Annotated in this window: 24 protein-coding genes and 1 pseudogene; 23 read left to right on the top strand and 2 right to left on the bottom strand. The window is 45.7% G+C overall.

The genetic code is table 11. The annotated features are described in order from the left end of the window. The first annotated feature begins 68 nt into the window (after positions 1 to 68). Positions 69 to 1,151 (top strand): hypothetical protein, encoded by a 1,083-nt coding sequence (locus tag MHB64_RS21205; RefSeq protein ID WP_341135327.1) that lies wholly within the window; start codon positions 69 to 71, stop codon positions 1,149 to 1,151. Positions 1,152 to 1,394: 243 nt separating this feature from the next. Continuing rightward, positions 1,395 to 1,574 carry an IDEAL domain-containing protein gene (locus MHB64_RS21200; RefSeq protein ID WP_042129535.1) on the top strand — a complete coding sequence of 60 codons (180 nt, stop codon included), beginning with the start codon at positions 1,395 to 1,397 and terminating at the stop codon, positions 1,572 to 1,574. A 95-nt stretch (positions 1,575 to 1,669) separates the two neighbouring features. Here MHB64_RS21200 and MHB64_RS21195 read toward each other — a convergent pair whose 3' ends face one another. Then, on the bottom strand, positions 1,670 to 1,993 hold the full coding sequence (locus tag MHB64_RS21195) for a hypothetical protein (RefSeq protein ID WP_341135326.1): 324 nt from the start codon (positions 1,991 to 1,993) through the stop codon (positions 1,670 to 1,672). 172 nt (positions 1,994 to 2,165) lie between these two features. On the opposite strand from MHB64_RS21195, the pseudogene ltrA reads away from it, so the two are divergent. The 8 genes and pseudogenes from ltrA to MHB64_RS21155 all read left to right on the top strand — a co-directional run bounded on the left by ltrA (position 2,166) and on the right by MHB64_RS21155 (position 8,966). Next, a pseudogene (gene ltrA / locus MHB64_RS21190) lies at positions 2,166 to 3,428 on the top strand (group II intron reverse transcriptase/maturase). A 129-nt stretch (positions 3,429 to 3,557) separates the two neighbouring features. Continuing rightward, on the top strand, positions 3,558 to 3,713 hold the full coding sequence (locus MHB64_RS21185; RefSeq protein WP_280786584.1) for a hypothetical protein: 156 nt from the start codon (positions 3,558 to 3,560) through the stop codon (positions 3,711 to 3,713). 673 nt (positions 3,714 to 4,386) lie between these two features. Further along, positions 4,387 to 4,806, top strand: coding sequence for a DUF2487 family protein (locus MHB64_RS21180; RefSeq protein ID WP_341135325.1), 420 nt, complete (start codon positions 4,387 to 4,389; stop codon positions 4,804 to 4,806). A gap of 239 nt (positions 4,807 to 5,045) precedes the next feature. Beyond that, a complete protein-coding gene (locus tag MHB64_RS21175; protein WP_094874664.1) occupies positions 5,046 to 5,600 on the top strand; it encodes a QcrA and Rieske domain-containing protein in 555 nt (184 codons plus the stop codon). A gap of 6 nt (positions 5,601 to 5,606) precedes the next feature. Next, complete coding sequence (gene qcrB, locus MHB64_RS21170) at positions 5,607 to 6,278, top strand: menaquinol-cytochrome c reductase cytochrome b subunit (RefSeq protein ID WP_042129529.1); 672 nt, start codon at positions 5,607 to 5,609, stop codon at positions 6,276 to 6,278. 26 nt (positions 6,279 to 6,304) lie between these two features. Beyond that, on the top strand, positions 6,305 to 7,177 hold the full coding sequence (locus MHB64_RS21165) for a menaquinol-cytochrome c reductase cytochrome b/c subunit (RefSeq protein WP_094874665.1): 873 nt from the start codon (positions 6,305 to 6,307) through the stop codon (positions 7,175 to 7,177). 93 nt (positions 7,178 to 7,270) lie between these two features. Continuing rightward, complete coding sequence (locus tag MHB64_RS21160) at positions 7,271 to 7,912, top strand: DUF1405 domain-containing protein (RefSeq protein ID WP_256990515.1); 642 nt, start codon at positions 7,271 to 7,273, stop codon at positions 7,910 to 7,912. A gap of 154 nt (positions 7,913 to 8,066) precedes the next feature. Continuing rightward, a complete protein-coding gene (locus MHB64_RS21155) occupies positions 8,067 to 8,966 on the top strand; it encodes a sporulation protein YpjB (protein ID WP_094874666.1) in 900 nt (299 codons plus the stop codon). A gap of 137 nt (positions 8,967 to 9,103) precedes the next feature. Here the strand turns inward: MHB64_RS21155 and MHB64_RS21150 are convergent, their stop codons facing one another. Further along, on the bottom strand, positions 9,104 to 9,973 hold the full coding sequence (locus MHB64_RS21150; RefSeq protein ID WP_042190138.1) for a YitT family protein: 870 nt from the start codon (positions 9,971 to 9,973) through the stop codon (positions 9,104 to 9,106). A 168-nt stretch (positions 9,974 to 10,141) separates the two neighbouring features. On the opposite strand from MHB64_RS21150, the gene MHB64_RS21145 reads away from it, so the two are divergent. From MHB64_RS21145 to MHB64_RS21085, 13 genes are all read left to right on the top strand, one after another. Continuing rightward, positions 10,142 to 10,471 carry a nucleotide pyrophosphohydrolase gene (locus MHB64_RS21145; protein WP_036676271.1) on the top strand — a complete coding sequence of 110 codons (330 nt, stop codon included), beginning with the start codon at positions 10,142 to 10,144 and terminating at the stop codon, positions 10,469 to 10,471. A gap of 59 nt (positions 10,472 to 10,530) precedes the next feature. After that, positions 10,531 to 11,052 (top strand): tetratricopeptide repeat protein, encoded by a 522-nt coding sequence (locus tag MHB64_RS21140; protein ID WP_280786581.1) that lies wholly within the window; start codon positions 10,531 to 10,533, stop codon positions 11,050 to 11,052. A gap of 33 nt (positions 11,053 to 11,085) precedes the next feature. Then, on the top strand, positions 11,086 to 11,889 hold the full coding sequence (gene dapB, locus MHB64_RS21135; protein WP_094874669.1) for a 4-hydroxy-tetrahydrodipicolinate reductase: 804 nt from the start codon (positions 11,086 to 11,088) through the stop codon (positions 11,887 to 11,889). Positions 11,890 to 11,904: 15 nt separating this feature from the next. Continuing rightward, complete coding sequence (locus MHB64_RS21130; RefSeq protein WP_042129517.1) at positions 11,905 to 12,327, top strand: methylglyoxal synthase; 423 nt, start codon at positions 11,905 to 11,907, stop codon at positions 12,325 to 12,327. Beyond that, positions 12,324 to 13,034, top strand: a complete 711-nt coding sequence (gene bshB1 / locus MHB64_RS21125; protein WP_341135324.1) for a bacillithiol biosynthesis deacetylase BshB1 — start codon at positions 12,324 to 12,326, stop codon at positions 13,032 to 13,034. The genes MHB64_RS21130 and bshB1 overlap by 4 nt, the downstream gene beginning before the upstream one ends. Before the next feature lie 20 nt (positions 13,035 to 13,054). Continuing rightward, entirely contained in the window at positions 13,055 to 14,212 is a 1,158-nt protein-coding gene (gene bshA / locus MHB64_RS21120) for an N-acetyl-alpha-D-glucosaminyl L-malate synthase BshA (RefSeq protein ID WP_094874670.1), read from the top strand. A 10-nt stretch (positions 14,213 to 14,222) separates the two neighbouring features. After that, the gene (locus MHB64_RS21115) at positions 14,223 to 15,026 is read left to right on the top strand and encodes a CCA tRNA nucleotidyltransferase (protein ID WP_341135323.1); all 804 of its coding nucleotides are present in this window, start codon (positions 14,223 to 14,225) and stop codon (positions 15,024 to 15,026) included. Between the two features lie 77 nt (positions 15,027 to 15,103). Next, positions 15,104 to 15,583, top strand: coding sequence for a hypothetical protein (locus MHB64_RS21110; RefSeq protein WP_341135322.1), 480 nt, complete (start codon positions 15,104 to 15,106; stop codon positions 15,581 to 15,583). Continuing rightward, complete coding sequence (locus MHB64_RS21105) at positions 15,573 to 16,373, top strand: biotin--[acetyl-CoA-carboxylase] ligase (RefSeq protein ID WP_094877089.1); 801 nt, start codon at positions 15,573 to 15,575, stop codon at positions 16,371 to 16,373. The genes MHB64_RS21110 and MHB64_RS21105 overlap by 11 nt, the downstream gene beginning before the upstream one ends. A 346-nt stretch (positions 16,374 to 16,719) precedes the next feature. Next, entirely contained in the window at positions 16,720 to 17,586 is an 867-nt protein-coding gene (gene panB, locus MHB64_RS21100; RefSeq protein ID WP_341135321.1) for a 3-methyl-2-oxobutanoate hydroxymethyltransferase, read from the top strand. Between the two features lies 1 nt (position 17,587). After that, entirely contained in the window at positions 17,588 to 18,478 is an 891-nt protein-coding gene (gene panC, locus MHB64_RS21095) for a pantoate--beta-alanine ligase (RefSeq protein WP_341135320.1), read from the top strand. Next, entirely contained in the window at positions 18,471 to 18,854 is a 384-nt protein-coding gene (gene panD / locus MHB64_RS21090) for an aspartate 1-decarboxylase (RefSeq protein ID WP_094872553.1), read from the top strand. The genes panC and panD overlap by 8 nt, the downstream gene beginning before the upstream one ends. Positions 18,855 to 18,965: 111 nt before the next feature. Further along, positions 18,966 to 19,607 (top strand): tetratricopeptide repeat protein, encoded by a 642-nt coding sequence (locus MHB64_RS21085; protein ID WP_042190119.1) that lies wholly within the window; start codon positions 18,966 to 18,968, stop codon positions 19,605 to 19,607. Positions 19,608 to 19,623: the final 16 nt, after the last annotated feature.

Genomic DNA, 19,623 nt, shown 5'->3' with positions numbered 1-19,623 from the left:
TTTGCGCAAAGGGGAATAAAAAGGGCTGTATTTCCCATAATGGTAGTAAAACGGTGAGGCGATAAAACATGAATCTGGCGGATATGCTCACTTATGCAGATATTGGACAGCTGACCGCCATAGCGGGACGCTACCGGTGTGAATGCAAGCAGAATTCCAAACATGACTTGATCCAGAGTATTTTGATTATGCTTGGAAGCAGAAGTTTTATGGAGTCTCATATCCGGGAATGTGCTCCGGAGGATCTACGGTTTCTGAATACATTACTTTTTGATGAACGCAGCTACTTTAGTCTGGAAGATTTGTTGGCAGTAGCTAGGCAAGCTTCTTTTGATACCCAAGAAGGAAAGACCGGGGGTATCCGAGAAATGGTTTCTCGTTTCAAAAGCGGAGGCTGGCTCTTTAGCGGTTCTTCCCAGCAAACGAGATATTTGTTCCAAGTGCCCAAAGACTTGAAAGAGCGCTTTCGTGAGACGATGAGCGCACATATCAAGGATAAGGTTACGGTTAGCTCTGAACCAGCCATGTATCGAAATGAAGGAGAATTGTTATTAAGTGATCTGGTTATGCTTCTGAGATATATCAAGGAAAATGAGCCAGAGCTTAATCAGGAAGGGGCAATGTATAGGCGGTATCAGCAAGGAGTGATGAATGCACTTCATATTCCGGAGGATCTGCTTAGCAAAGGCGGCTGGAGATTTGGTTATGGTAGGGCATGTGAGCATTATCCACCTAGATTAGCGCTCCTGTATGATTATGTTCGTCACCGCCGCTGGATCACTGAAGAAGGTTTTCGGTTAAGGCTCACGGCGACAGGAGAGGCAGTGTTGGCCGATGGGAAATGTGACTCGTTGATGCAGATATTCTCTTTTTGGTTAAAACTATATAAGGGGGCTGTACCAAACCTGCCTTCACTGGTGTATTGGGTAAGCATTAGTGCTGGGAATTGGGTGAGCGTACCTTCATTAGTGGATGGTATAGGGTGGTTAATTAAACCTTTCTATTATGACAATGCTGCCTCTATTCTGGAGCAACGAATTATTAGGATGATGGTGCACCTTGGGATGCTGAAATTAGGGGAGACCACCACTGGTCTCGCTGTGATGATGACGCCGTGGGGGATGGAGATAGCCGTGCCTAAACATCTATAGCAGTATGGAGGCATCAAGCCAATGCTTATGGGGATTACATATGTAGATGTGGACTGTACTTTGGTTGTTGATAGGACAATAAATGAAGTATTGATCAGAATGGGTAAATATGTAGAACGTAGACAGGATTGTTGAATATGATTTAGTAGGTGCCGTCACTTTTGAAAACGAAAACAAAATCATCTTGATGGATATCAAAATATTAAAGCAATAAGGATCTCTTAAACAGCGGAGGTGTATCGAATGGACAAAATGAAGGCTACGTACGAAGTGATGCTAGGACTTGCGGCAGAAATGGTGTGGGATGAAGCGCTGCGAAAGCGTCGCTCCGACATCTTGCACCGTGAGATTGACACGGCGCTGGCTACAGGAGATAAATTAGCTTTCCGAAATCTTACAGAAGAACTTAAAAGTTTGGCATAAAGAAATGCGCTTAGCGCATTTCTTTTTTTATGTGCGCCCAGCATGGGCGCTATCTATAGGGTTGAAGTCCCGAATGGCGAAGGCAGTAGTAGCCATTAGTCTAAGGCAAGGGTGTCCACCGTGAGGTGGAATCTGAAGGAATCCGGCGGCAAATCTCCGGTCTGAGGAACACGAACTTCATACAAGGCTAACGTAGGCTGGATGAGGTTGCATAACAAACCAAAGTCCATACTGTCAAAGGCATACGAGAGTAAATGAAGCAGATAGATGGAGAGGAAGATAGCGTCCTTACCTGGGGAGATCTGTGCGGTAGGCGAAGCCACTTCGTAACCCTGCTTGTGAGAGCAGGCTGAACGCACAGAAGTCAGCAGACGCCATAGTACGCAAGCTGTTGCAACAGCTGCGGAAGGGCTGAACATGAAGTAGGTATTTGTACATCAAGGCGTTCAAGATGAGTATTGAAAGCAGAAAAAAAATCCGAAAGGACCTGACTGAGGAAGGGAGCGGTGAATCCCGTGAGGAGCTTCGGCAGGGCAGAATTCATCTCTGGCACAAGAGGAAGATACAAATCACGTAAAGAGAGGTAAAAAAATGTTGGAGCAACTGTTGTCACGGGAAAATCTTCTGCAAGCCTTAAAGCGTGTTGAAGCGAATAAAGGAAGTCATGGCGTAGATGGGATGTCCGTAAAATCCTTACGAGAACACATCGTACAAAACTGGCAAACCTTGCGGCAATCGATAGAAGAAGGAACCTATGAACCGAGCCCTGTGCGCCGAGTCGAAATCCCGAAACCCGGTGGCGGAGGCGTTAGGTTATTAGGAATACCTACCGTGACAGACCGAATGATTCAACAAGCAATCGCTCAGGTACTAACCCCATTATTTGATCCAGAGTTTTCTGACCACAGTTATGGATTTCGTCCGGGAAGGCGAGGACATGAGGCGGTAAGGAAAGCTAGAGAATTCATGAAAGAAGGCTATCGATACGTCGTTGACCTGGACTTGGAGAAATTCTTTGATCGCGTCAACCATGACTGACTGATGATGAAGATTTCGGCTAAAGTGAAGGACAAGAAAGTTCTCCTGCTGATTCGAAAATATCTTCAGTCAGGAGTGATGGAGAACGGGTTAGTAAAACCGACAACAGAAGGGACACCGCAAGGTGGTCCACTCAGTCCGTTATTATCTAACATCGTCTTGGATGAGCTCGACAAGGAACTCGAGAAACGTGGACACCGCTTCGTTCGTTATGCGGATGATTGCAATATTTACGTGAAAACGCCAAGAGCAGGAGAACGAGTGAAGGCATCTGTCACCGTATTTATCGAGACGAGGCTAAAACTAAAGGTGAACCAAGCGAAGAGTGCGGTGGACCGCCCCTGGAGACGAAAATTTCTTGGGTTTAGCTTTAGTCACGATAAAGAGCCCAAGGTGAGGATAGCGAAGCAGTCCTTGCAGAGAGCGAAAACTCGAATTCGGGAGATCACGTCCCGGAAGAAAGCGATGCGAATGGAAGAGAGAATCCAGGAGCTCAATCGATACTTGATGGGATGGCAGGGATATTTCTGTCTGGCGGATACGCCAAGTGTCTTAAAAGCGATGGATATGTGGATTCGAAGGAGATTGCGAATGTGTCTCTGGAAGCAATGGAAGAACCCGAGAACCAAGGTCAAAAGGCTTATATCTTTAGGCGTGCCTAAGGACATAGCATATGAGTGGGGAAATACTCGGAAAGGGTACTGGCGAATTGCAGGGAGTCCAATTCTGCAACGTGCATTGAATAACCAATATTGGGAATCCAATGGATTAAAGAGTGTATTGGACAGATACAACTCCTTACGGAATATTTCATGAACCGCCGTATACCGAACGGTACGTACGGTGGTGTGAGAGGCCGGGGGCTCGCCGCCCCCTCCTACTCGATTGTTTAGGAAATTATACAATACAAAAAAATGTGGATAACTCCGAAGAAAGAGGGGAGTGATGAACGTGAAGAAGCAGGAGACTGGAAAAAACGAGAGTCGCCGTCAGATTCTAAAAAACCGAGCGGACCTTATATCCTCCGAAATGCATGTTTTAGTCGAGCTTACGGACAAATGTATGCAAAAAACCGAATACAATGTGCCACCGGTAACGTAAACGAGCCAAATGTATGCGAAAAACCGAATGCAATGTGCCATCGGTAACGTAAACAGCTAAATGTATGCGAAAAAACGAATACAATGTGTCACCGGTAACGCAAACGAGCCAAATATATGCGAAAAACCGAATACAATGTGTCACCGGTAACGTAAACGAGCCAAATGTATGCGAAAAACCGAATACAATGTGTCACCGGTAACGTAAACGAGCCAAATGTATGCGAAAAACCGAATACAATGTGCAATTGGTAACGTAAACGAGCCAGCGCTGTTATTCGCACCAAATCACCCGGGAAGGGGCTTGTTATTAGGGAATAAGTGCAATACGGTCCGTCCCTAATATATGTGCTCATTTAATCGAAATTAAGGCCATACGGTCCGTTAGCGGAACCTCACTACGAAGGTGTATATAGAACGTGTATGGAATTACGGATGTACTCAGCTTGTAACTCTACCTCCAAGAACGCGACCAGGCGTCTTTCTTGTTATACGCTGTGATTTTTCTAATGGAGTAATGAAGCTTTCTGTATCAATTAGAGGTGAAGGAAAACCTATGAAAATCTAAATATAGACGTTCGTCCCCCTCTTTCAATATAATGGGATTTATAACTTCGGGCAAATTTGTGAAATGTGAAAGTAACGAAGGATCGTAAATAAGGAGATGGACATAAATGAAATTCAGTGATTTTGAAGTTGAGCAGTGGAAAGAAAATCGAAAGTTCTATGATACATGTCTCATACCTTTTACAGGATTAAGCGGGGCTGAAAGTCCTCCTGAGACGGTTCAAGCTTTAGAAAGATTACGTGATTTTATGGATTTGGTGGAAATACCGTTTAAGGGACGGATTGTAACTTATCCAGCGATTCAGTATGGAGGGGAAGGATATGTTGACCTAATTAATGAGGTTTGCCAAAAAGTCAAATCCAGTGGTTTCCAGTATGCTGTGGTGTTGACAGCAGATAGAGCACTTCTGGAACAAGAAATTTTTGAAAGCGATTTAGTACTCTCTCTGCCTATCATTGAGGGTTCTCTGGAAGGTAAGATTAATAGTGATATTGGTATGAAAATTCAAGAGATGTGGCGACGGTGAGTCCCTTTTAAATGTGACAGAAAATCAACAATTATAAGTTAAAATCACTTTTTGGCCTGTCACAAATTAGACAATATTCTTGACGGGTTTTGGTGCCTAAGCTATTATTAGGTTGAATCGAAATGGTATGTGATGTATTTCATTGAAAAGATTTGAAAACGGATTATTTATAGTAAGGCATCTCTGATCGGACACCTTAGATACTTTCTTATATCTTGAGAAGGGGGTTATATAACAGTATGAGCAGCCATAATGATCAACAGGATATTTGGCCTGAACAACCACCCAGCCGTAAAGAGATGTCGCGCAGGCAATTTTTGACCTACACGCTAGGTGGCGCTACTGCTTTTATGGGGGCAGGTACAATTCTCCCAATGGTCCGTTTTGTCGTGGACCCAATATTACATAAGAAGGGCGCGGGTGATTTTATAAAGGTTGCTGAAATTAGCAAAATCACCGAAGAGCCCCAAGAGTTTACGTTTGAATTGAAACAGAAAGACGGATGGTACGACAGCACAGCGACGCTGACTGCGTGGATCCGTAAAGACGCAAAGGGTGATATTTATGCGCTTTCACCCATTTGTAAACATTTAGGATGTACGGTCGGATGGAACAATGATAAGGCATATCCGGACGAGTATCACTGTCCTTGCCACGGTGCACGTTATACCAAACTCGGCAAAAATCTCGAAGTAGCTCCAAAACCGCTGGACCAGTATAAAACGAAATTTGATAACGGGTGGGTTCTTTTGGGTGATATTGTGCCTAATACAGTAGCTAGTGAGGAGGCGTAGGTTCTAATGTTTAAAAATGTCTATAACTGGATTGACGAACGTTTGGATGTTACGCCAATTTGGAGAGACGTGGCCGACCACGAGGTTCCTGAGCATGTTAACCCGGCCCATCACTTCTCTGCGTTTGTGTATTGTTTTGGCGGACTGACCTTTTTTATTACAGTGATTCAGATCTTATCGGGTATGTTCTTAACGATGTATTATGTTCCAGATATTATCAATGCTTATGCAAGTGTTGAGTATTTACAATCTAGTGTTGCCTTTGGACAAATCGTTCGCGGAATGCATCACTGGGGTGCTAGTCTTGTCATTGTTATGATGTTCCTTCATACGATGCGCGTCTTCTTTACAGGCTCTTATAAAGCTCCACGTGAGATGAACTGGGTAGTTGGAATGCTCATCTTCTTCGTAATGTTGGGGCTCGGTTTAACGGGTTACTTATTGCCTTGGGACAATAAAGCTTACTTTGCGACTAAGGTAACACTCGAAATTGCTAACTCGGTTCCAGTGATGGGACCCGTATTGAAAGAACTTATGCAAGGCGGTACGATTGTTGGTGCAGAAACGTTGACTCGGTTCTTCGCACTACATGTATTCTTCCTCCCAGCGGTGCTTCTTAGTCTGCTCGTAGGACACTTTATTATGATCCGCAGACAAGGGATTTCTGGACCGTTGTAAGTTAATCTGAGAGAGGAGGAATATGGATGGCACATGGAAACAATTCTAAGGAAAAGGTTGTATATGTCGGTGATACCAGAGTTCGTAAAGGCAATGGATTTATCACACCTCCAGACTATTCAGCCTATCCTGGTAAATCGGAAGCCTTTATCCCTAACTTTCTACTAAAAGAATGGATGGTTGGCGTCGTTGTACTTGTAGGAATATTAGTGCTTACTATTTCAGAGCCAGCGCCGCTAGGGTTTCCAGCGAATGCGAGTGCTACGGTTATCCCAATTCCTGACTGGTATTTCTTGTTTCTCTATCAGTATTTGAAGCTTCCTTATGCTTCAGGTGATTATATCGTACTGGGTACATTAGGAGTAACCGGTGTAGCTTTTGGTTCACTTCTTTTAGCTCCATTTCTTGACACGGGCAGAGAACGTCGCTTCTACCGTAGACCGATCGCTTCATCTTTGATGTTCTTATCGCTAGCGGCGATTGTGTACCTAACAAATACCGCTTGGACTGAATACAAACATGAAATGGCTGAAACTGGTCAAATTCCTGAAGATGTTCAACGGGAAGAGAAGGCGGCAGAGAATAGGGCGAAGGGGCTTCCAACCTCTAGTGCAGTTAAGGCGAAGGAAGTAGCGATTGTAGATAAGGATGATCCAGCTATGGGGCTATTTAAGCAAGCTACTTGCATCTCTTGTCATGCAGCGGATTTGAAAGGGGCAGGCGGACCTTCACTTCGCGGCGTTGGGGACACCCATGATAAAGAAGCAATCCTTACTATTATAAAAGAGGGTCAAGGGCAGATGCCGAAGATGTATGATACTGCTCTGGGAGCAGGGCTTTCTGATCAAGACATTGATGCCTTGGCAGACTGGCTTGCCAAACAAAAAAGCGAACAGTAAAATAATAATAACGCAAAACCTGATCGAAACTGCGGTCAGGTTTTTGTATGTCTAAATGTAAAGTTGCCACTACTTGGGAGGTTAATGATCTGTATGTCCGTTCTTGATAAACTGTTTAAGCACCGAGGAATCATTTGGTTGTTATTCATTGTGAATCTTCTCGGTACCATTTATGGCTACATATGGTATGGCAATCAATTGGAGTTCACGGCGGCTAACTTTCCGCTTTGGTTGCTCCCGTTTGTTCCAGATAGTCCAACCGCGAGCTTGTTCTTTACCTTGGCGCTGTTGCTAATGCTCTTTCCTCCAAAAGGCTATACGGGAAACAATGTAAGGGAGCTTATTGAGGCGTTAGCGGTTGTGACGTCTGTGAAGTATGGGATTTGGGCAGTAAGTATGATTTTTGCTGGAGGTTATCAAGGAGATATTCTAGTCTGGAAAGATTGGATGCTGGTGATCTCTCATTTGGGGATGGCAGTAGAAGCTTTGATCTATGCACGATTCTTTTCTTTCCGCAAAATGATTCCGCTAGCGCTGTTCTGGACCCTTGCAAATGATATGCTGGACTATTCCTACGGAATATACCCGTGGCTACCTTCTGTACTGAATGATGATGTCACACAGGTGCAATATTTCACGATGGCGCTTACAGTGTTTAGTGTGATTGTTGCTTGGTTGTTTAGTAGTAGACAAAGACCAGTAGACTCTATCTATCAATTTAAGAATAGGTTCTAGTAAGCAGTTCTAACCCTTGTCCCCCTGCCATACATTTAGAATTATAAGAAGTATGAGTTTTATACTATGCTTAATCCTTATAATTTTACGAGAAACGAATATCGTCTTTAAAAGATGACAACGTCGTTTCTTCTTAAGTAGGAGGGGGTATTTCATGCTCCGAGGGAGATATTATGTGTTGGTTATTCTAGTATTTTGCTGGTTGCTGACCAGCATGAATGTTGAAAAAGCTTCGGCAGCGCAAGGGAATGCTGGTGAAGGCTCTGGCAAGGCTTCGAAGCAAAGCGCCGACGTTAGTTCGGGCAACGGCTTGACAGTGATGAGCGGAAAGACCGGAGCACAGTTGCTAGAACAAGCCGCTGAGGCATTGTATGGGTATGTCTTGGAAGGGGATGTGATGAAGGTCCGACAAGAGACTGAAGAGATCTCTAGGATCATAGTGTCCTCTTCTTTTGAAGGAATGACCTCTGTAGAGGGCATTAATGCTTTATCAGGGGTCATTATGGACCTGAAGGCTGCTGTGGCAAGCGCAAAAGTATCTCAGCAGCAATTGGAGGCTACAGCGGCCAAATTACGGTTAGCTGCCAATAGTCTAAATCAACCCGGACAACCCATTTGGCTTCAGTATTATAAGCTAATCCGCGAGGATTTAAATGCGATGGAGCAAAGTGGTGCTACAAATGATCTGGCGGGATGGAAAACGGCTGTAGAGAGGCTACAGGGCAGGTACGAAAATATCCGGCCAGCGGTGATCGTCTCTCGGCAACCTGAAGTTGTAAATGCTTTTGATTCCTGGCTCTCTTATGCCGCAGGCATTTCTTCTTCCTCACAAAAAATCGAACGGGCCCGGTTGCTTGAAATTGTGTCTTATGGTCAGGATACTGTGCGGGTAATGTTCGGAAAAGAGAAGGATGAGCCGGCTTTGTCAGTACCCTTGGCCTCACAAGAATTTGGGATTTGGGGAGGACTAGCCGCAGGTTTTATTATCGCTGTATTAGCTTATGCGGGTTATCGTAAGTACCGTGGAGAGAATCAGAACTTCAAACCCATTTAGTGGAATGTTTATATAACCAAAAGGAGCGGGGAAGAGTCCCCCGCTCCTATTTTTAACGAATTAGAAATTATTTATTTGGGGCCCCCGCAAAGTACCTGAGTACGCATCGAAGCAAGGCCACACTTTGTGGGGATATTTTATGTTTCTCTGAATCCCTCGCCTTGTACGTCGTGCACATCGCTAATAATTACAAACGCATGCGGATCAATCGATTTAACCAGTAAACTAAGACGGCGAATTTCCTGCCTTGAAACTACACAATACACCATATGTTTGGCTTGCTTAGAATACGCACCGATTGCAGGAATGAGTGTTACCCCTCGTTCTAGTTCAGCAGTGATTAGATCAGCAATTTGTGGTGCCTCATCACTAATGATTGTAAAAGCTTTGGCGGCATAAGCGCCCTCCTGGATAAAATCGATGACACGCGATGCGATGAACACAGCAACGAGTGTGTATAGAATTTTTTCTTTGGGGATATAGAAGATGGAAGAGCCGATAATGAAAATGTCGATGGCCAGAATAATCTGCCCCATGCTCCAGCCGAAATTCCGTCCCAGAATTCTTGCCACAATGTCTACGCCACCTGTAGTGCCACCAAAACGGAACACAATCCCAAGCCCGGTTCCGAGTGTTACCCCTGCGTATAGCGCAGCAAGAATAAAGTCATGTTCGGTACTGAAAGGAACAATCCATCCAGCAGAGATCAATCTTTCGAAGATCCACAAGAAAAGGGACAAAGATCCGATTCCTACACCTGTGTATACAATTTGGCGGCCGCCTAGGACTTTCCAACCGAGCAGAAACAATGGGAGATTGATTAGCAGTGTTGTTAAAAAGATTGGAATGTCAAAGGCATAATTAAGCAGCAGTGTGATTCCCGTTACGCCGCCTTCCATGAGTTGACTGGGAATGATGAAATACAGTAGTCCGAATGCATATACTGCGGTTCCGAGCATGATAGGGGCAACTGTTTTGCTGATTGAAATTACCTTGTTTGAATTCATGGAATCCCTCGTTAGGCCTTGTTAAGGCAGTTTTTCTTTTCCTATAATAAGTATACCTTTTCTTACAGGTGTTAAAATATTCAAAAAAGATTTGTCTTCAAAACGTCTTTACGATAACATAGGGGCAAACAGAAGGCAAGATATACAGAGGGGGCTAAGATACATTTTATGGACAAAAGTCTTGGTGACATTCAGCGTGAAGTAGACGCTTATATATCGCAATTTAAAGAAGGATACTTCAGTCCGCTGTCTATGTTAGCCCGCATGTCCGAGGAAGTCGGAGAGTTGGCGCGGGAAGTCAATCATGAATTCGGTGAGAAGCCGAAGAAATCTGATGAAGCAGAGAATTCTATAGAGCTTGAACTGGGAGATATTTTGTTTATTACCGTTTGTTTTGCAAATTCTCTTGGGATTGATCTGACTGAAGCACATAATAAGGTCATGCATAAGTTTAATACCCGAGATGCTGGGCGCTGGACACCAAAAGACACCGATTAGGCCTCTATAACATATGCTGTACCAAACGAACGGGATTTAGCCGTGAGGATGGTGAGGATATGGATCAAAGGGATTATGTAAGAGAAGCCTACCGCTCAATATTGCGTAGTGACTTTGCGGAAGCTATTGTTTGCTTTGAGGCTGCGATTGCAGCAAGTCCTGCTGATGCTGAAGTCAGATATCGTTGTTCCATAACATATGCCCGCAGTGGTATGCTAGATAAAGCTTTAGTTCATGCTCAGGCGGCTATGAAGTTAGATGGCAGCAAACCTGAGTATAGTCTGCATCTACAGCATCTTCAAGCTATGATGCATGTACAGGAAGCTAAGCGGTTGATAGAAGATGAAGAAAACAAAACTCGTAACCCGTACCATCCGATTACGCTACTTAAAGAGGCCATCGCCTTGGATCCATTATACGGGGATGCTTATGTATGGCTTGCCATCGCACATAGTCGGGTGAATGAACATATGCAGGCTATGGCCGCCTTAAAAGAAGTGATTTCTTTACATCCGGATGATTCTGGCTTGCGAGAATTGATGGTAGACCTTCAGAAATCCATACAATCGTATATGCAATAACTATATAACTAGTGAAAGCGAGGATGAAAAGATATGAGCAACAAGATCAGAGTTATCGTATCCGGCGCAGGCGGGAGAATGGGTAAAGAGGTTGTTAAACTTGTGCTGCAAGACGAAGAGTTGGAGCTAGCGGCTGCGGTAGATCGTTCATCGATGGATATAGATGCAGGCCGTCTAGTAGGTCTGGAAGACTCAGGAATTATTGTAACTTCAGATTTTGAGGCTGCTCTCGCAGGAAGCAACGGAGATGTTGTGGTCGATTTCACTACACCGCAATCAGCGTATACGAATACAGTGTTAGCCATTAAATATGGCGTGCGTCCGGTTATCGGTACAACCGGATTCACACCGGAGCAAATTGTGGAACTGGACAAGCAGTGTCAAGACCAGGGGATAGGTGGACTTATTGCTCCGAACTTCTCCATAGGGGCTATTCTGTTGATGAGATTTGCGGCTCAAGCTTCAAAATACTTTCCACATCTGGAGATTATCGAGTATCATGGTGACCAAAAACTGGATGCTCCATCCGGAACTGCAGTCAAAACAGCAGAGATGATTTCAGAAGTCCGGGAAGAGCTTCGTCAAGGAAACCCTAAAGAAGAAGAAACGATTGAGGGTGCGCGTGGGGGTTACTATAATGGATTCCGGATACATAGTGTCCGTCTTCCTGGTGTGTTTGCCCAAGAAGAAGTGATTTTTGGTGGGTTCGGACAATCCTTAAAAATCCGGCATGATTCTTATGAGCGAGCAGGCTATATGCCAGGCGTTAAGATGGGTATTCAAAAGGTAATGGGATACACTGGCTTGATCTATGGATTTGAGCACTTTATAGAATAGACAGGGGAGAACACCATGTTAAAGATCGCATTTATTGCACATGATCGTAAAAAAGATGAAATCGTAAATTTTGTATTAGCCTATGAGCATGTATTTGTAGGTCATGAACTATTTTCTACGGGGACTACTGGCCAACGGATCATGGATGTGACTAGCTTGAAGATTCATCGCTATATGTCAGGACCATTGGGTGGAGATCAGCAAATTGGGGCAATGGTAGCCCAAGATGAATTGGATCTTATTATTTTCTTGCGCGACCCATTAATGGCACAGCCACATGAACCAGATATTACAGCTTTACTTCGTCTATGTGACGTATATGGTATCCCTGTAGCAACGAATATCGCAACAGCTGAGGTGCTTGTGAAGGCGATTGATCGTGGTGACTTTGCTTGGCGAGAACTCGTCCATAAATACAAACCAGGTGTTGATGAATGAAGCTGGACATTCTTGTATTTGGGGCTCATGCGGATGATGCGGAGATCGGAATGGCAGGTACGATTGCGAAGCATACCGCTGCAGGACTAAAAGTAGGTCTGTGCGATTTAACAGCTGCGGAAATGTCCTCGAACGGTACTGTAGAGCTACGCAAGGAAGAGGCACAGCTAGCTGCTGATCTACTTGGCGTGTCTGTGCGGACGAATTTGGGCTTATCTGACAGAGGGCTGTTTATAACAGAAGAGCATGTGGCCGCTGTGACAGCAGAAATTCGCCGGTTTGCTCCTGCGATTGTTTTTGCTCCTTATTGGGAAGATCGTCATCCGGATCATATTGCGTGCAGTAAGCTGGTAGAGGAAGCTGTGTTTAATGCCAAACTACGTAAATACATGTCGGACAAGCCGGCAGTTCCGGCTCCACAGCTGTTTTTTTATTTTATAAATGATCTAGGACGTACGGATCTTATTGTAGATGTTACTAAACAATATGGGCTGAAAGAACAGGCGTTGTCCTGCTATCGCTCCCAGTTCACCAAGCCGCTCGGTGCCGATGCTGTATCCACACCGCTGACAGAAGGTTACATTGAACGTGTTCGTTCCAGAGACATGTTGCTTGGACAGCGGAGACTCATTCCCTATGCGGAAGGGTTTGCAACAAAAGTGCCTTATGCAGTAGATTTGTTTACTGCAGGGGATCAAACTATATAAGGTATAGAAGGGGACGGAATATGGATCGTTTGAAAATAGGCATCACTTGTTATCCGTCTCTTGGCGGCTCAGGCGTAGTAGCGACTGAATTAGGAAAACTCTTGGCCGAAAAGGGACATGAAGTTCATTTTATTACACACAGCATTCCGTTTCGGTTAGGGAAATTCCAGAAAAATATATTTTACCATGAGGTAGAGGTTAATGATTATTATGTATTCAAATATCCTCCTTATGATTTAGCGCTCGCTACGAAAATGGCTCAGGTTGCCAAAATGCAGAATTTGGATTTGTTTCATGTTCATTACGCTGTTCCGCATGCTGTTTGTGCTTTCCTTGCTAAGCAGATGCTTGGTAATGATATAAAAGTTGTAACGACCTTGCATGGTACGGATATCACGGTACTTGGACAAGATGAATCTCTAAAAGATCTAATCCGTCTTGGGATTAATGAAAGTGATGCAGTAACAGCTGTATCGAAGGATCTCATTAGAGAAACTCGAGAAGTGCTGGATATCACGCGCGAGATCGACCTTACTTATAATTTTGTTGACCATCGTGTCTATTACCCACGGGATGTTTCGAATCTACGGGATGATTTTGCTTCCCCTGAGGAGAAGATCTTGATGCACATCAGTAACTTCCGCCCAGTTAAAAGGGTAAGTGATGTTGTGGATATCTTTGCTAAAGTGAATCGTGAAATCCCTTCACGTTTGCTGCTTGTTGGCGAAGGGCCAGATCTTCCTAAGATTCAAGCTAAGATTAGTGAAATGGGTCTGGATGATAAAGTCCGCTTCTTAGGAAGACAGGATGAGATTGCTCAAGTTATATCGTTGGCTGATCTTCTTCTGTTACCTTCTGAAAAGGAAAGCTTTGGACTGGTGGCTCTGGAAGCGATGGCATGTGGCGTTCCGACTATAGGTTCTCAAACCGGAGGCATTCCAGAGCTCATAGAACACGGCAAGACAGGATTCATTGCTCCAATTGGGGATACAGAAACTATGGCGAAATATGCAATCAAACTCCTTTCGGATGATCGCATGGTGGAGCAGTTCAGACAAGCTTGTCTGGAAACGGCCTGCAAAGACTTCTGTAAGGATTCGATTACAAGTCAGTATGAGGATATATATTACCGTGTGCTCGGGCGCAAGGTCCCTAGACTGGATACAGTCAGGGGGTAAGGAGTTCGTAATGAAATGGAAAATGGCGCCATCTGCTATGGCTGTTGCAGCGGAAAATGTAGTTTCTGAGCTAACTCAAAACGGCTATGAGGCTTTTTGGGTCGGAGGCTGCATTCGCGATGAGCTATTGGGTAGGCCAGTGCATGATATGGATATTACAACTTCAGCAGTGCCGGAGGAAGTAATAGCCATCTTCGCACGCAGTATTCCAACAGGGCTAGCACATGGGACGGTCACCGTGCTTCAGGATGGGCATGGATTTGAGGTGACGACATATCGAACTGAAAGCGGCTATGTCGATCACCGTCGTCCGGACCATGTTGAATTTGTTAGCGATGTGAAGGAAGATCTTCGTCGTCGTGATTTTACGATTAATGCGATATGCTGCGGGCTGGGTGGAGATTTGATTGATCCCTTCGGAGGCGAGAAGGATCTGGCTCTCCGTGTGATCCGCTGTGTGGGTGATGCAGAGGAACGGTTCGATGAGGATGCGCTTCGCATGCTTCGCTGCATTCGTTTCGCATCGGTGTTAGATTTCTCCATCGCTAAGAATACGTGGAGGGGGCTACTGCGCCAGCGAGATAAGCTGGCGCATATTGCTGTGGAGCGTGTCCGCGCGGAGCTGGACCGCATCATAGAGGGGCCGCATCCTCGGCGCGGCCTTGCTATGCTAGCGCGCTGTGAGCTGCTAGCGCGCGGCAAAGCCCCGTTCCCCTGGACCGGAACCGATATGGCGGCAGCTGCCGCCTTAACGGCTGGGATAGGGGAACTGAGAGCGCCCACCTGCGGTGGGCGCTTCTCCTCCATGCCCTGAAGCAGTCGGCCCAGGAGGCCGACGAGCTGCTGCGGGCATGGACGTTCTCTGGGGCGACGCGCGTAAGCGTCGTCCGGGTGCTGCGGGTCCGCGAAGCTTGGACCGCTGCCCTTGAGGCAGTGCCGCCGGGGGAAGTGGGCGGCACGGATCTACTGCGGCGGCGCTGGATCGCCGCCGTGCTGACCTTCGGCGTAGAAGCCGCCGAAGGTTGGCTCTCGCTGCTGGCGAGCTTGCCAGCAGCAGCCCTTCCCGCTGCGAGCTTGCCAGCGGGCTCGAAAGACTCGCGCGCTGTCACTACTCCAGCGGCGCCAGATCTTGTAAATGGTCTGATCTATTTACAAGCTGCAAGAGAGTGGATCGCACAAATGCCGCTGCAGAGCCTCTCAGAGCTTGCTGTTACAGGGAATGAGTTGGCGGAAGCGCTTGAGAAACGTCCGGGGCCTTGGCTGGGTAATATGCTTAGTGCTCTGCTGCAAGCGACTGCTGCGGGTGATCTGTTAAACAATAAACGAGAATTGTTGCTTGAAGCAAAAAGGATGGATGGACATGAGCTATGATAAGGCATTGTCTCTAACCGAATTGAAGCAGGAAGCTTCTGATTCGAATTGGATAGACAGCGTTCAGCTCCTGGAGTCTGTCGCATCTACTCAGGAGGAAGCCAAACGATTGGCAGAAAGCGGTGCGCCAGAGGGAACAACCGTAATCGCTGAAGAACAAACCGGAGGTAGAGGCAGAATAGGTAGGAAATGGTACTCACCGCGTGGCAAAGGGATTTGGATGAGTATAGTACTGCGGCCGAATTTACCCCTGTTACAGACCCCTCAGTTAACACTGCTTGCTGGAGTTGCTGTTTGTAAGGCCATTCGCCAGGTAACCGGAGTAGATGCCGGGATTAAATGGCCGAATGATCTGCTTGCGGGCGATCGTAAGATATGCGGGATTTTGCTTGAGTCTTCTCTAAGAGAAGGAGAGCTTCATTATTGCATCGCCGGGATTGGAATTTCTGCGAACATGACTGAAGACGATTATCCTGATCATCTGAAAGAAGTAGCGACCTCCCTGCGAATTCAGCGGGGCGGTGTCCCTGTTGACCGTTCCGAGCTGGTAAGAGCTGTAATGGATGAGCTGGAGAGGCATTACATTCTATACATGAATCAAGGGTTTAAACCTATCAAAGAGCTGTGGGAGTCGATGTCAGTTACTTTGGGGCGCCAAATCGCTCTGAATAGCCCTCAGGGACGCTCTGAAGGAGTTGTAGTAGGTCTGGATGAATTAGGTGGACTACTACTTAAAAATAGTTCTGGAGAGATTTCTAGCGTGTGCTCTGGTGAAATCGAGCTTTTATAAATCCTTTGTGAGTCTTTTCAATATGGCAGGGTGTCATCCCCTGTCATATTTTTTTCGTGTATTTCCGTGTCCTTTTTGTTATACTATGGGGCAGAGGCGGTATCGTTTTGCGAACTGTACTCTTGATTTGATGAACTTATAATGGTTTTATTATTGGAATCACCTTCATAACTGCGTTAGACGGTTACGTTGGATTCTGCTCTGAGCCGTAAGGACCGAGACAGAAGGGACGATCGCGAGTGACTCTTTTTTGCCCTTCGGACCTTTTTAGCAAATTATTGCTAAAGGGTTTTTTTGTTGCGATTTTTACGGGGATGTAATTTCAAAAAGGAGGACGAAGAGAGAAATGGCAAACAAACAAGCACTTAATATTGTGAAAATGAAAAAAATGAAAGCAGATGGGGTGCGGTTAAGTATGTTGACCGCTTATGATTACCCGTCGGCATTACTTGCTGAAGAAGCCGGTATCGACCTTATCCTGGTGGGTGACTCCTTAGGAAACGTGGTACTTGGATATGATACAACTTTACCTGTTACAATTGAAGATATGGTTTATCACACTCGTTCAGTAACCCGGGGTGCACAGAATACGTTCATTGTGGCAGATATGCCATTTATGACCTATCACGGAAGTATAGATGAAACTCTGCGTGGTGTGCGCAGACTAATGCAGGAAGGGCGGGCTCATGCCGTCAAAATGGAAGGTGGTATCGAAATTTGTGAGACAGTCACTGCGGTTGTAGCTGCAGGCGTTCCTGTGCTCGGACATATTGGGCTTACACCACAATCGGTCAATATGATTGGTGGCTACCGTATTCAAGGTAAGGATGCCAAAGATGCAAAACGTCTGATGGATGAGGCTAAAGCGCTTGAAGCCGCCGGTGCTTTTGCAGTGGTACTGGAACTAGTGACTGAAGAAGTAGCACAAGCGATTTCTGAGGCACTGAGCATACCGACCATTGGGATTGGTGCAGGTCGTTATTGTGATGGACAGGTATTGGTTTTCCATGATTTGTTGCGTTATGCCTCACCCTACCGTGAGAAACGTTTTGTCAAAACTTACGCGGATGTGGGTAGTCTGATTCGTGAGGGTATCAGTCAATATGTGAAAGAAGTGAAGGATCGCTCGTACCCAGATGAAGGTCATGTTTTTAAAGCGGATGAAACCGTTCTGGAATCTTTATACGGCAGTGCCGGAAAGGATGGGGAATAAGATGAGAGTCGTCAGAAGCATTAAGCAACTGCGCGAAGCTTTGGAATATATGAGACAAGGTGGGCACACTCCAATTGGGTTTGTTCCAACGATGGGATACCTGCATGAAGGACATGCCAGTCTGCTTCGGCGGGCAGGCGAAATGAGCAACACGGTCGTTATGAGCATATTTGTGAACCCGCTGCAGTTCGGACCGAATGAGGATTATGATTCCTATCCGCGCGATGAAGAGCGTGATTTGGAGCTTGCGGAACGCGAAGGAGTCGATATTGTATTTATCCCCAGTGTGGAAGAAATGTATCCGCAGCCTACCCGGACTACAGTCTCGGTATCTGAGCTTACCACTCGACTCTGTGGGGCATCACGTCCAGGACATTTTAATGGGGTAACGACAGTCGTTAATAAACTATTCAATATTGTACAGCCTGATTATGCCTTCTTCGGACTAAAGGATGCTCAGCAAGTAGCAGTGCTCCGCCGAATGGTGTCTGATCTAAATATGAATGTTGAAATTGTTCCTTGCCCTATCGTTCGTGAAGGAGATGGACTTGCACTTAGCTCACGTAACGTATTCCTATCTCCGGAGGAACGTAGCCAGGCTCTGGTGTTATCTCGTTCCCTGCGTGAAGCGCGTGAGGCCATCGAAGAAGGAAAGGTAAGAACTATAGCTGAAGTTCGGGATTTGTTGACATCCGTTATTTCTAGCTCACCTTTGGCGGTTATTGATTATGCGGAAATCCTGACCTTTCCTAATCTGGAAGGCTTGCGGAACGAAGTTGTATTAACGGATGTAGATGGGGAAATGATTATAGCGCTTGCCGTGAAGTTTGGCAGAACGCGCTTAATTGACAATAATGTATTTATTCCAAAGGAGGTTGCCGCTCTTGTTTAGACATATGATGAAGTCCAAAATTCACCGCGCGACGGTGACAGAAGCGAATTTGAATTATGTAGGAAGTATTACCATTGATGAGAACTTAATGGAAGCGGCAGATATTCTTGAGAATGAAAAAGTGCAGATCGTCGATAACAATAATGGTTCCCGGTTAGAAACTTATGTTATTCCTGGGCCTCGCGGCAGTGGTGTGATCTGTCTGAATGGTGCAGCTGCTCGTCTGGTTCAGCCGGGAGATACAGTAATTATCATTTCGTATGCAATGCTGTCCTCAGAAGAATTGGAGTCGCATAAGCCAACAGTGGTATTCGTGGATGAGAACAACAAACCCGTGAAGCTGGCCGATCACGAACTGCATGCTACAATCGCTTAAAGGATGGACTTACGCCATGTAATGAATGGCAGGGATGAAAGACCCCGATCTCGCAGAAAATGAAGTCAGGCAAGCTGAACTGATTTCATCTTCAGTAAGGGGGGATAGCCCATGTTTCAACATTTGTTTGCTGAAATGAACAAGGTGCTTCAGGAGATCGTTACAGATTACCCTACAGCGGAGGGTGCCCGCCGGAATGAGCTTTTATGCAATTATAATATGCTGCATCGACTTAGCGATAAAGTCATGGATGAATGGCTGGCCTTTGCAGAGAAGCTAAGCCACTTTCGTGAAAGTGTAGATTTTACGACTGTGGTCGAAGAGGAAGTGCCAGAGCAGGAAGCACCCGAGCTGTGCATGGATACTTTTGTCAGAGGTCAGGGGTATTATAAGCTCTTGATGTATGGAAAATGTATTGAGCAGTTTAAGGAAGTTATTGTGCAATATCCGGATAGCCTGGCTGCTCGATTATATTTAGCCATCTCTTACCTGCAAGAAGGGGAAGGGGAGGCTGCTTGGAGTCATCTGAACCATATGCTCGGTTTGATAAGGGAAACCAAGCTCAAAGCCATGGTGTATAATGCTTTAGGCTGTATCCGGGCCTCACAGGAACGTTTCAATGAAGCGCAGGAGCTGTTTGGCCTTTCTTTGCAACTTGACCCGGCTCTTCCTGAACCGACTGTGAATTTGGAGGTTTGCCGCCGTAGAGGAGGTAAGCTTCATTTCGGAAATCAGCTTGTTTCATTATTGTAAATTATTACGTTTACGG

The sequence above is a fragment of the Paenibacillus sp. FSL K6-2859 genome (genome assembly GCF_038008265.1).
GTDB lineage: Bacteria > Bacillota > Bacilli > Paenibacillales > Paenibacillaceae > Paenibacillus_AQ > Paenibacillus_AQ nitricinens.
This window is presented reverse-complemented; position numbering and strand designations above follow the sequence as displayed.

What these genes read in the sequence shown, in the direction of transcription:
- MHB64_RS21205 (WP_341135327.1), top strand. Translation starts at nt 69, where the DNA reads ATGAATCTGGCGGATATGCTCACTTATGCAGATATTGGACAGCTGACC.
- MHB64_RS21200 (WP_042129535.1), top strand. Translation starts at nt 1,395, where the DNA reads ATGGACAAAATGAAGGCTACGTACGAAGTGATGCTAGGACTTGCGGCA.
- MHB64_RS21195 (WP_341135326.1), bottom strand. Translation starts at nt 1,993, where the DNA reads ATGTTCAGCCCTTCCGCAGCTGTTGCAACAGCTTGCGTACTATGGCGT.
- MHB64_RS21185 (WP_280786584.1), top strand. Translation starts at nt 3,558, where the DNA reads ATGAACGTGAAGAAGCAGGAGACTGGAAAAAACGAGAGTCGCCGTCAG.
- MHB64_RS21180 (WP_341135325.1), top strand. Translation starts at nt 4,387, where the DNA reads ATGAAATTCAGTGATTTTGAAGTTGAGCAGTGGAAAGAAAATCGAAAG.
- MHB64_RS21175 (WP_094874664.1), top strand. Translation starts at nt 5,046, where the DNA reads ATGAGCAGCCATAATGATCAACAGGATATTTGGCCTGAACAACCACCC.
- qcrB (WP_042129529.1), top strand. Translation starts at nt 5,607, where the DNA reads ATGTTTAAAAATGTCTATAACTGGATTGACGAACGTTTGGATGTTACG.
- MHB64_RS21165 (WP_094874665.1), top strand. Translation starts at nt 6,305, where the DNA reads ATGGCACATGGAAACAATTCTAAGGAAAAGGTTGTATATGTCGGTGAT.
- MHB64_RS21160 (WP_256990515.1), top strand. Translation starts at nt 7,271, where the DNA reads ATGTCCGTTCTTGATAAACTGTTTAAGCACCGAGGAATCATTTGGTTG.
- MHB64_RS21155 (WP_094874666.1), top strand. Translation starts at nt 8,067, where the DNA reads ATGCTCCGAGGGAGATATTATGTGTTGGTTATTCTAGTATTTTGCTGG.
- MHB64_RS21150 (WP_042190138.1), bottom strand. Translation starts at nt 9,973, where the DNA reads ATGAATTCAAACAAGGTAATTTCAATCAGCAAAACAGTTGCCCCTATC.
- MHB64_RS21145 (WP_036676271.1), top strand. Translation starts at nt 10,142, where the DNA reads ATGGACAAAAGTCTTGGTGACATTCAGCGTGAAGTAGACGCTTATATA.
- MHB64_RS21140 (WP_280786581.1), top strand. Translation starts at nt 10,531, where the DNA reads ATGGATCAAAGGGATTATGTAAGAGAAGCCTACCGCTCAATATTGCGT.
- dapB (WP_094874669.1), top strand. Translation starts at nt 11,086, where the DNA reads ATGAGCAACAAGATCAGAGTTATCGTATCCGGCGCAGGCGGGAGAATG.
- MHB64_RS21130 (WP_042129517.1), top strand. Translation starts at nt 11,905, where the DNA reads ATGTTAAAGATCGCATTTATTGCACATGATCGTAAAAAAGATGAAATC.
- bshB1 (WP_341135324.1), top strand. Translation starts at nt 12,324, where the DNA reads ATGAAGCTGGACATTCTTGTATTTGGGGCTCATGCGGATGATGCGGAG.
- bshA (WP_094874670.1), top strand. Translation starts at nt 13,055, where the DNA reads ATGGATCGTTTGAAAATAGGCATCACTTGTTATCCGTCTCTTGGCGGC.
- MHB64_RS21115 (WP_341135323.1), top strand. Translation starts at nt 14,223, where the DNA reads ATGAAATGGAAAATGGCGCCATCTGCTATGGCTGTTGCAGCGGAAAAT.
- MHB64_RS21105 (WP_094877089.1), top strand. Translation starts at nt 15,573, where the DNA reads ATGAGCTATGATAAGGCATTGTCTCTAACCGAATTGAAGCAGGAAGCT.
- panB (WP_341135321.1), top strand. Translation starts at nt 16,720, where the DNA reads ATGGCAAACAAACAAGCACTTAATATTGTGAAAATGAAAAAAATGAAA.
- panC (WP_341135320.1), top strand. Translation starts at nt 17,588, where the DNA reads ATGAGAGTCGTCAGAAGCATTAAGCAACTGCGCGAAGCTTTGGAATAT.
- MHB64_RS21085 (WP_042190119.1), top strand. Translation starts at nt 18,966, where the DNA reads ATGTTTCAACATTTGTTTGCTGAAATGAACAAGGTGCTTCAGGAGATC.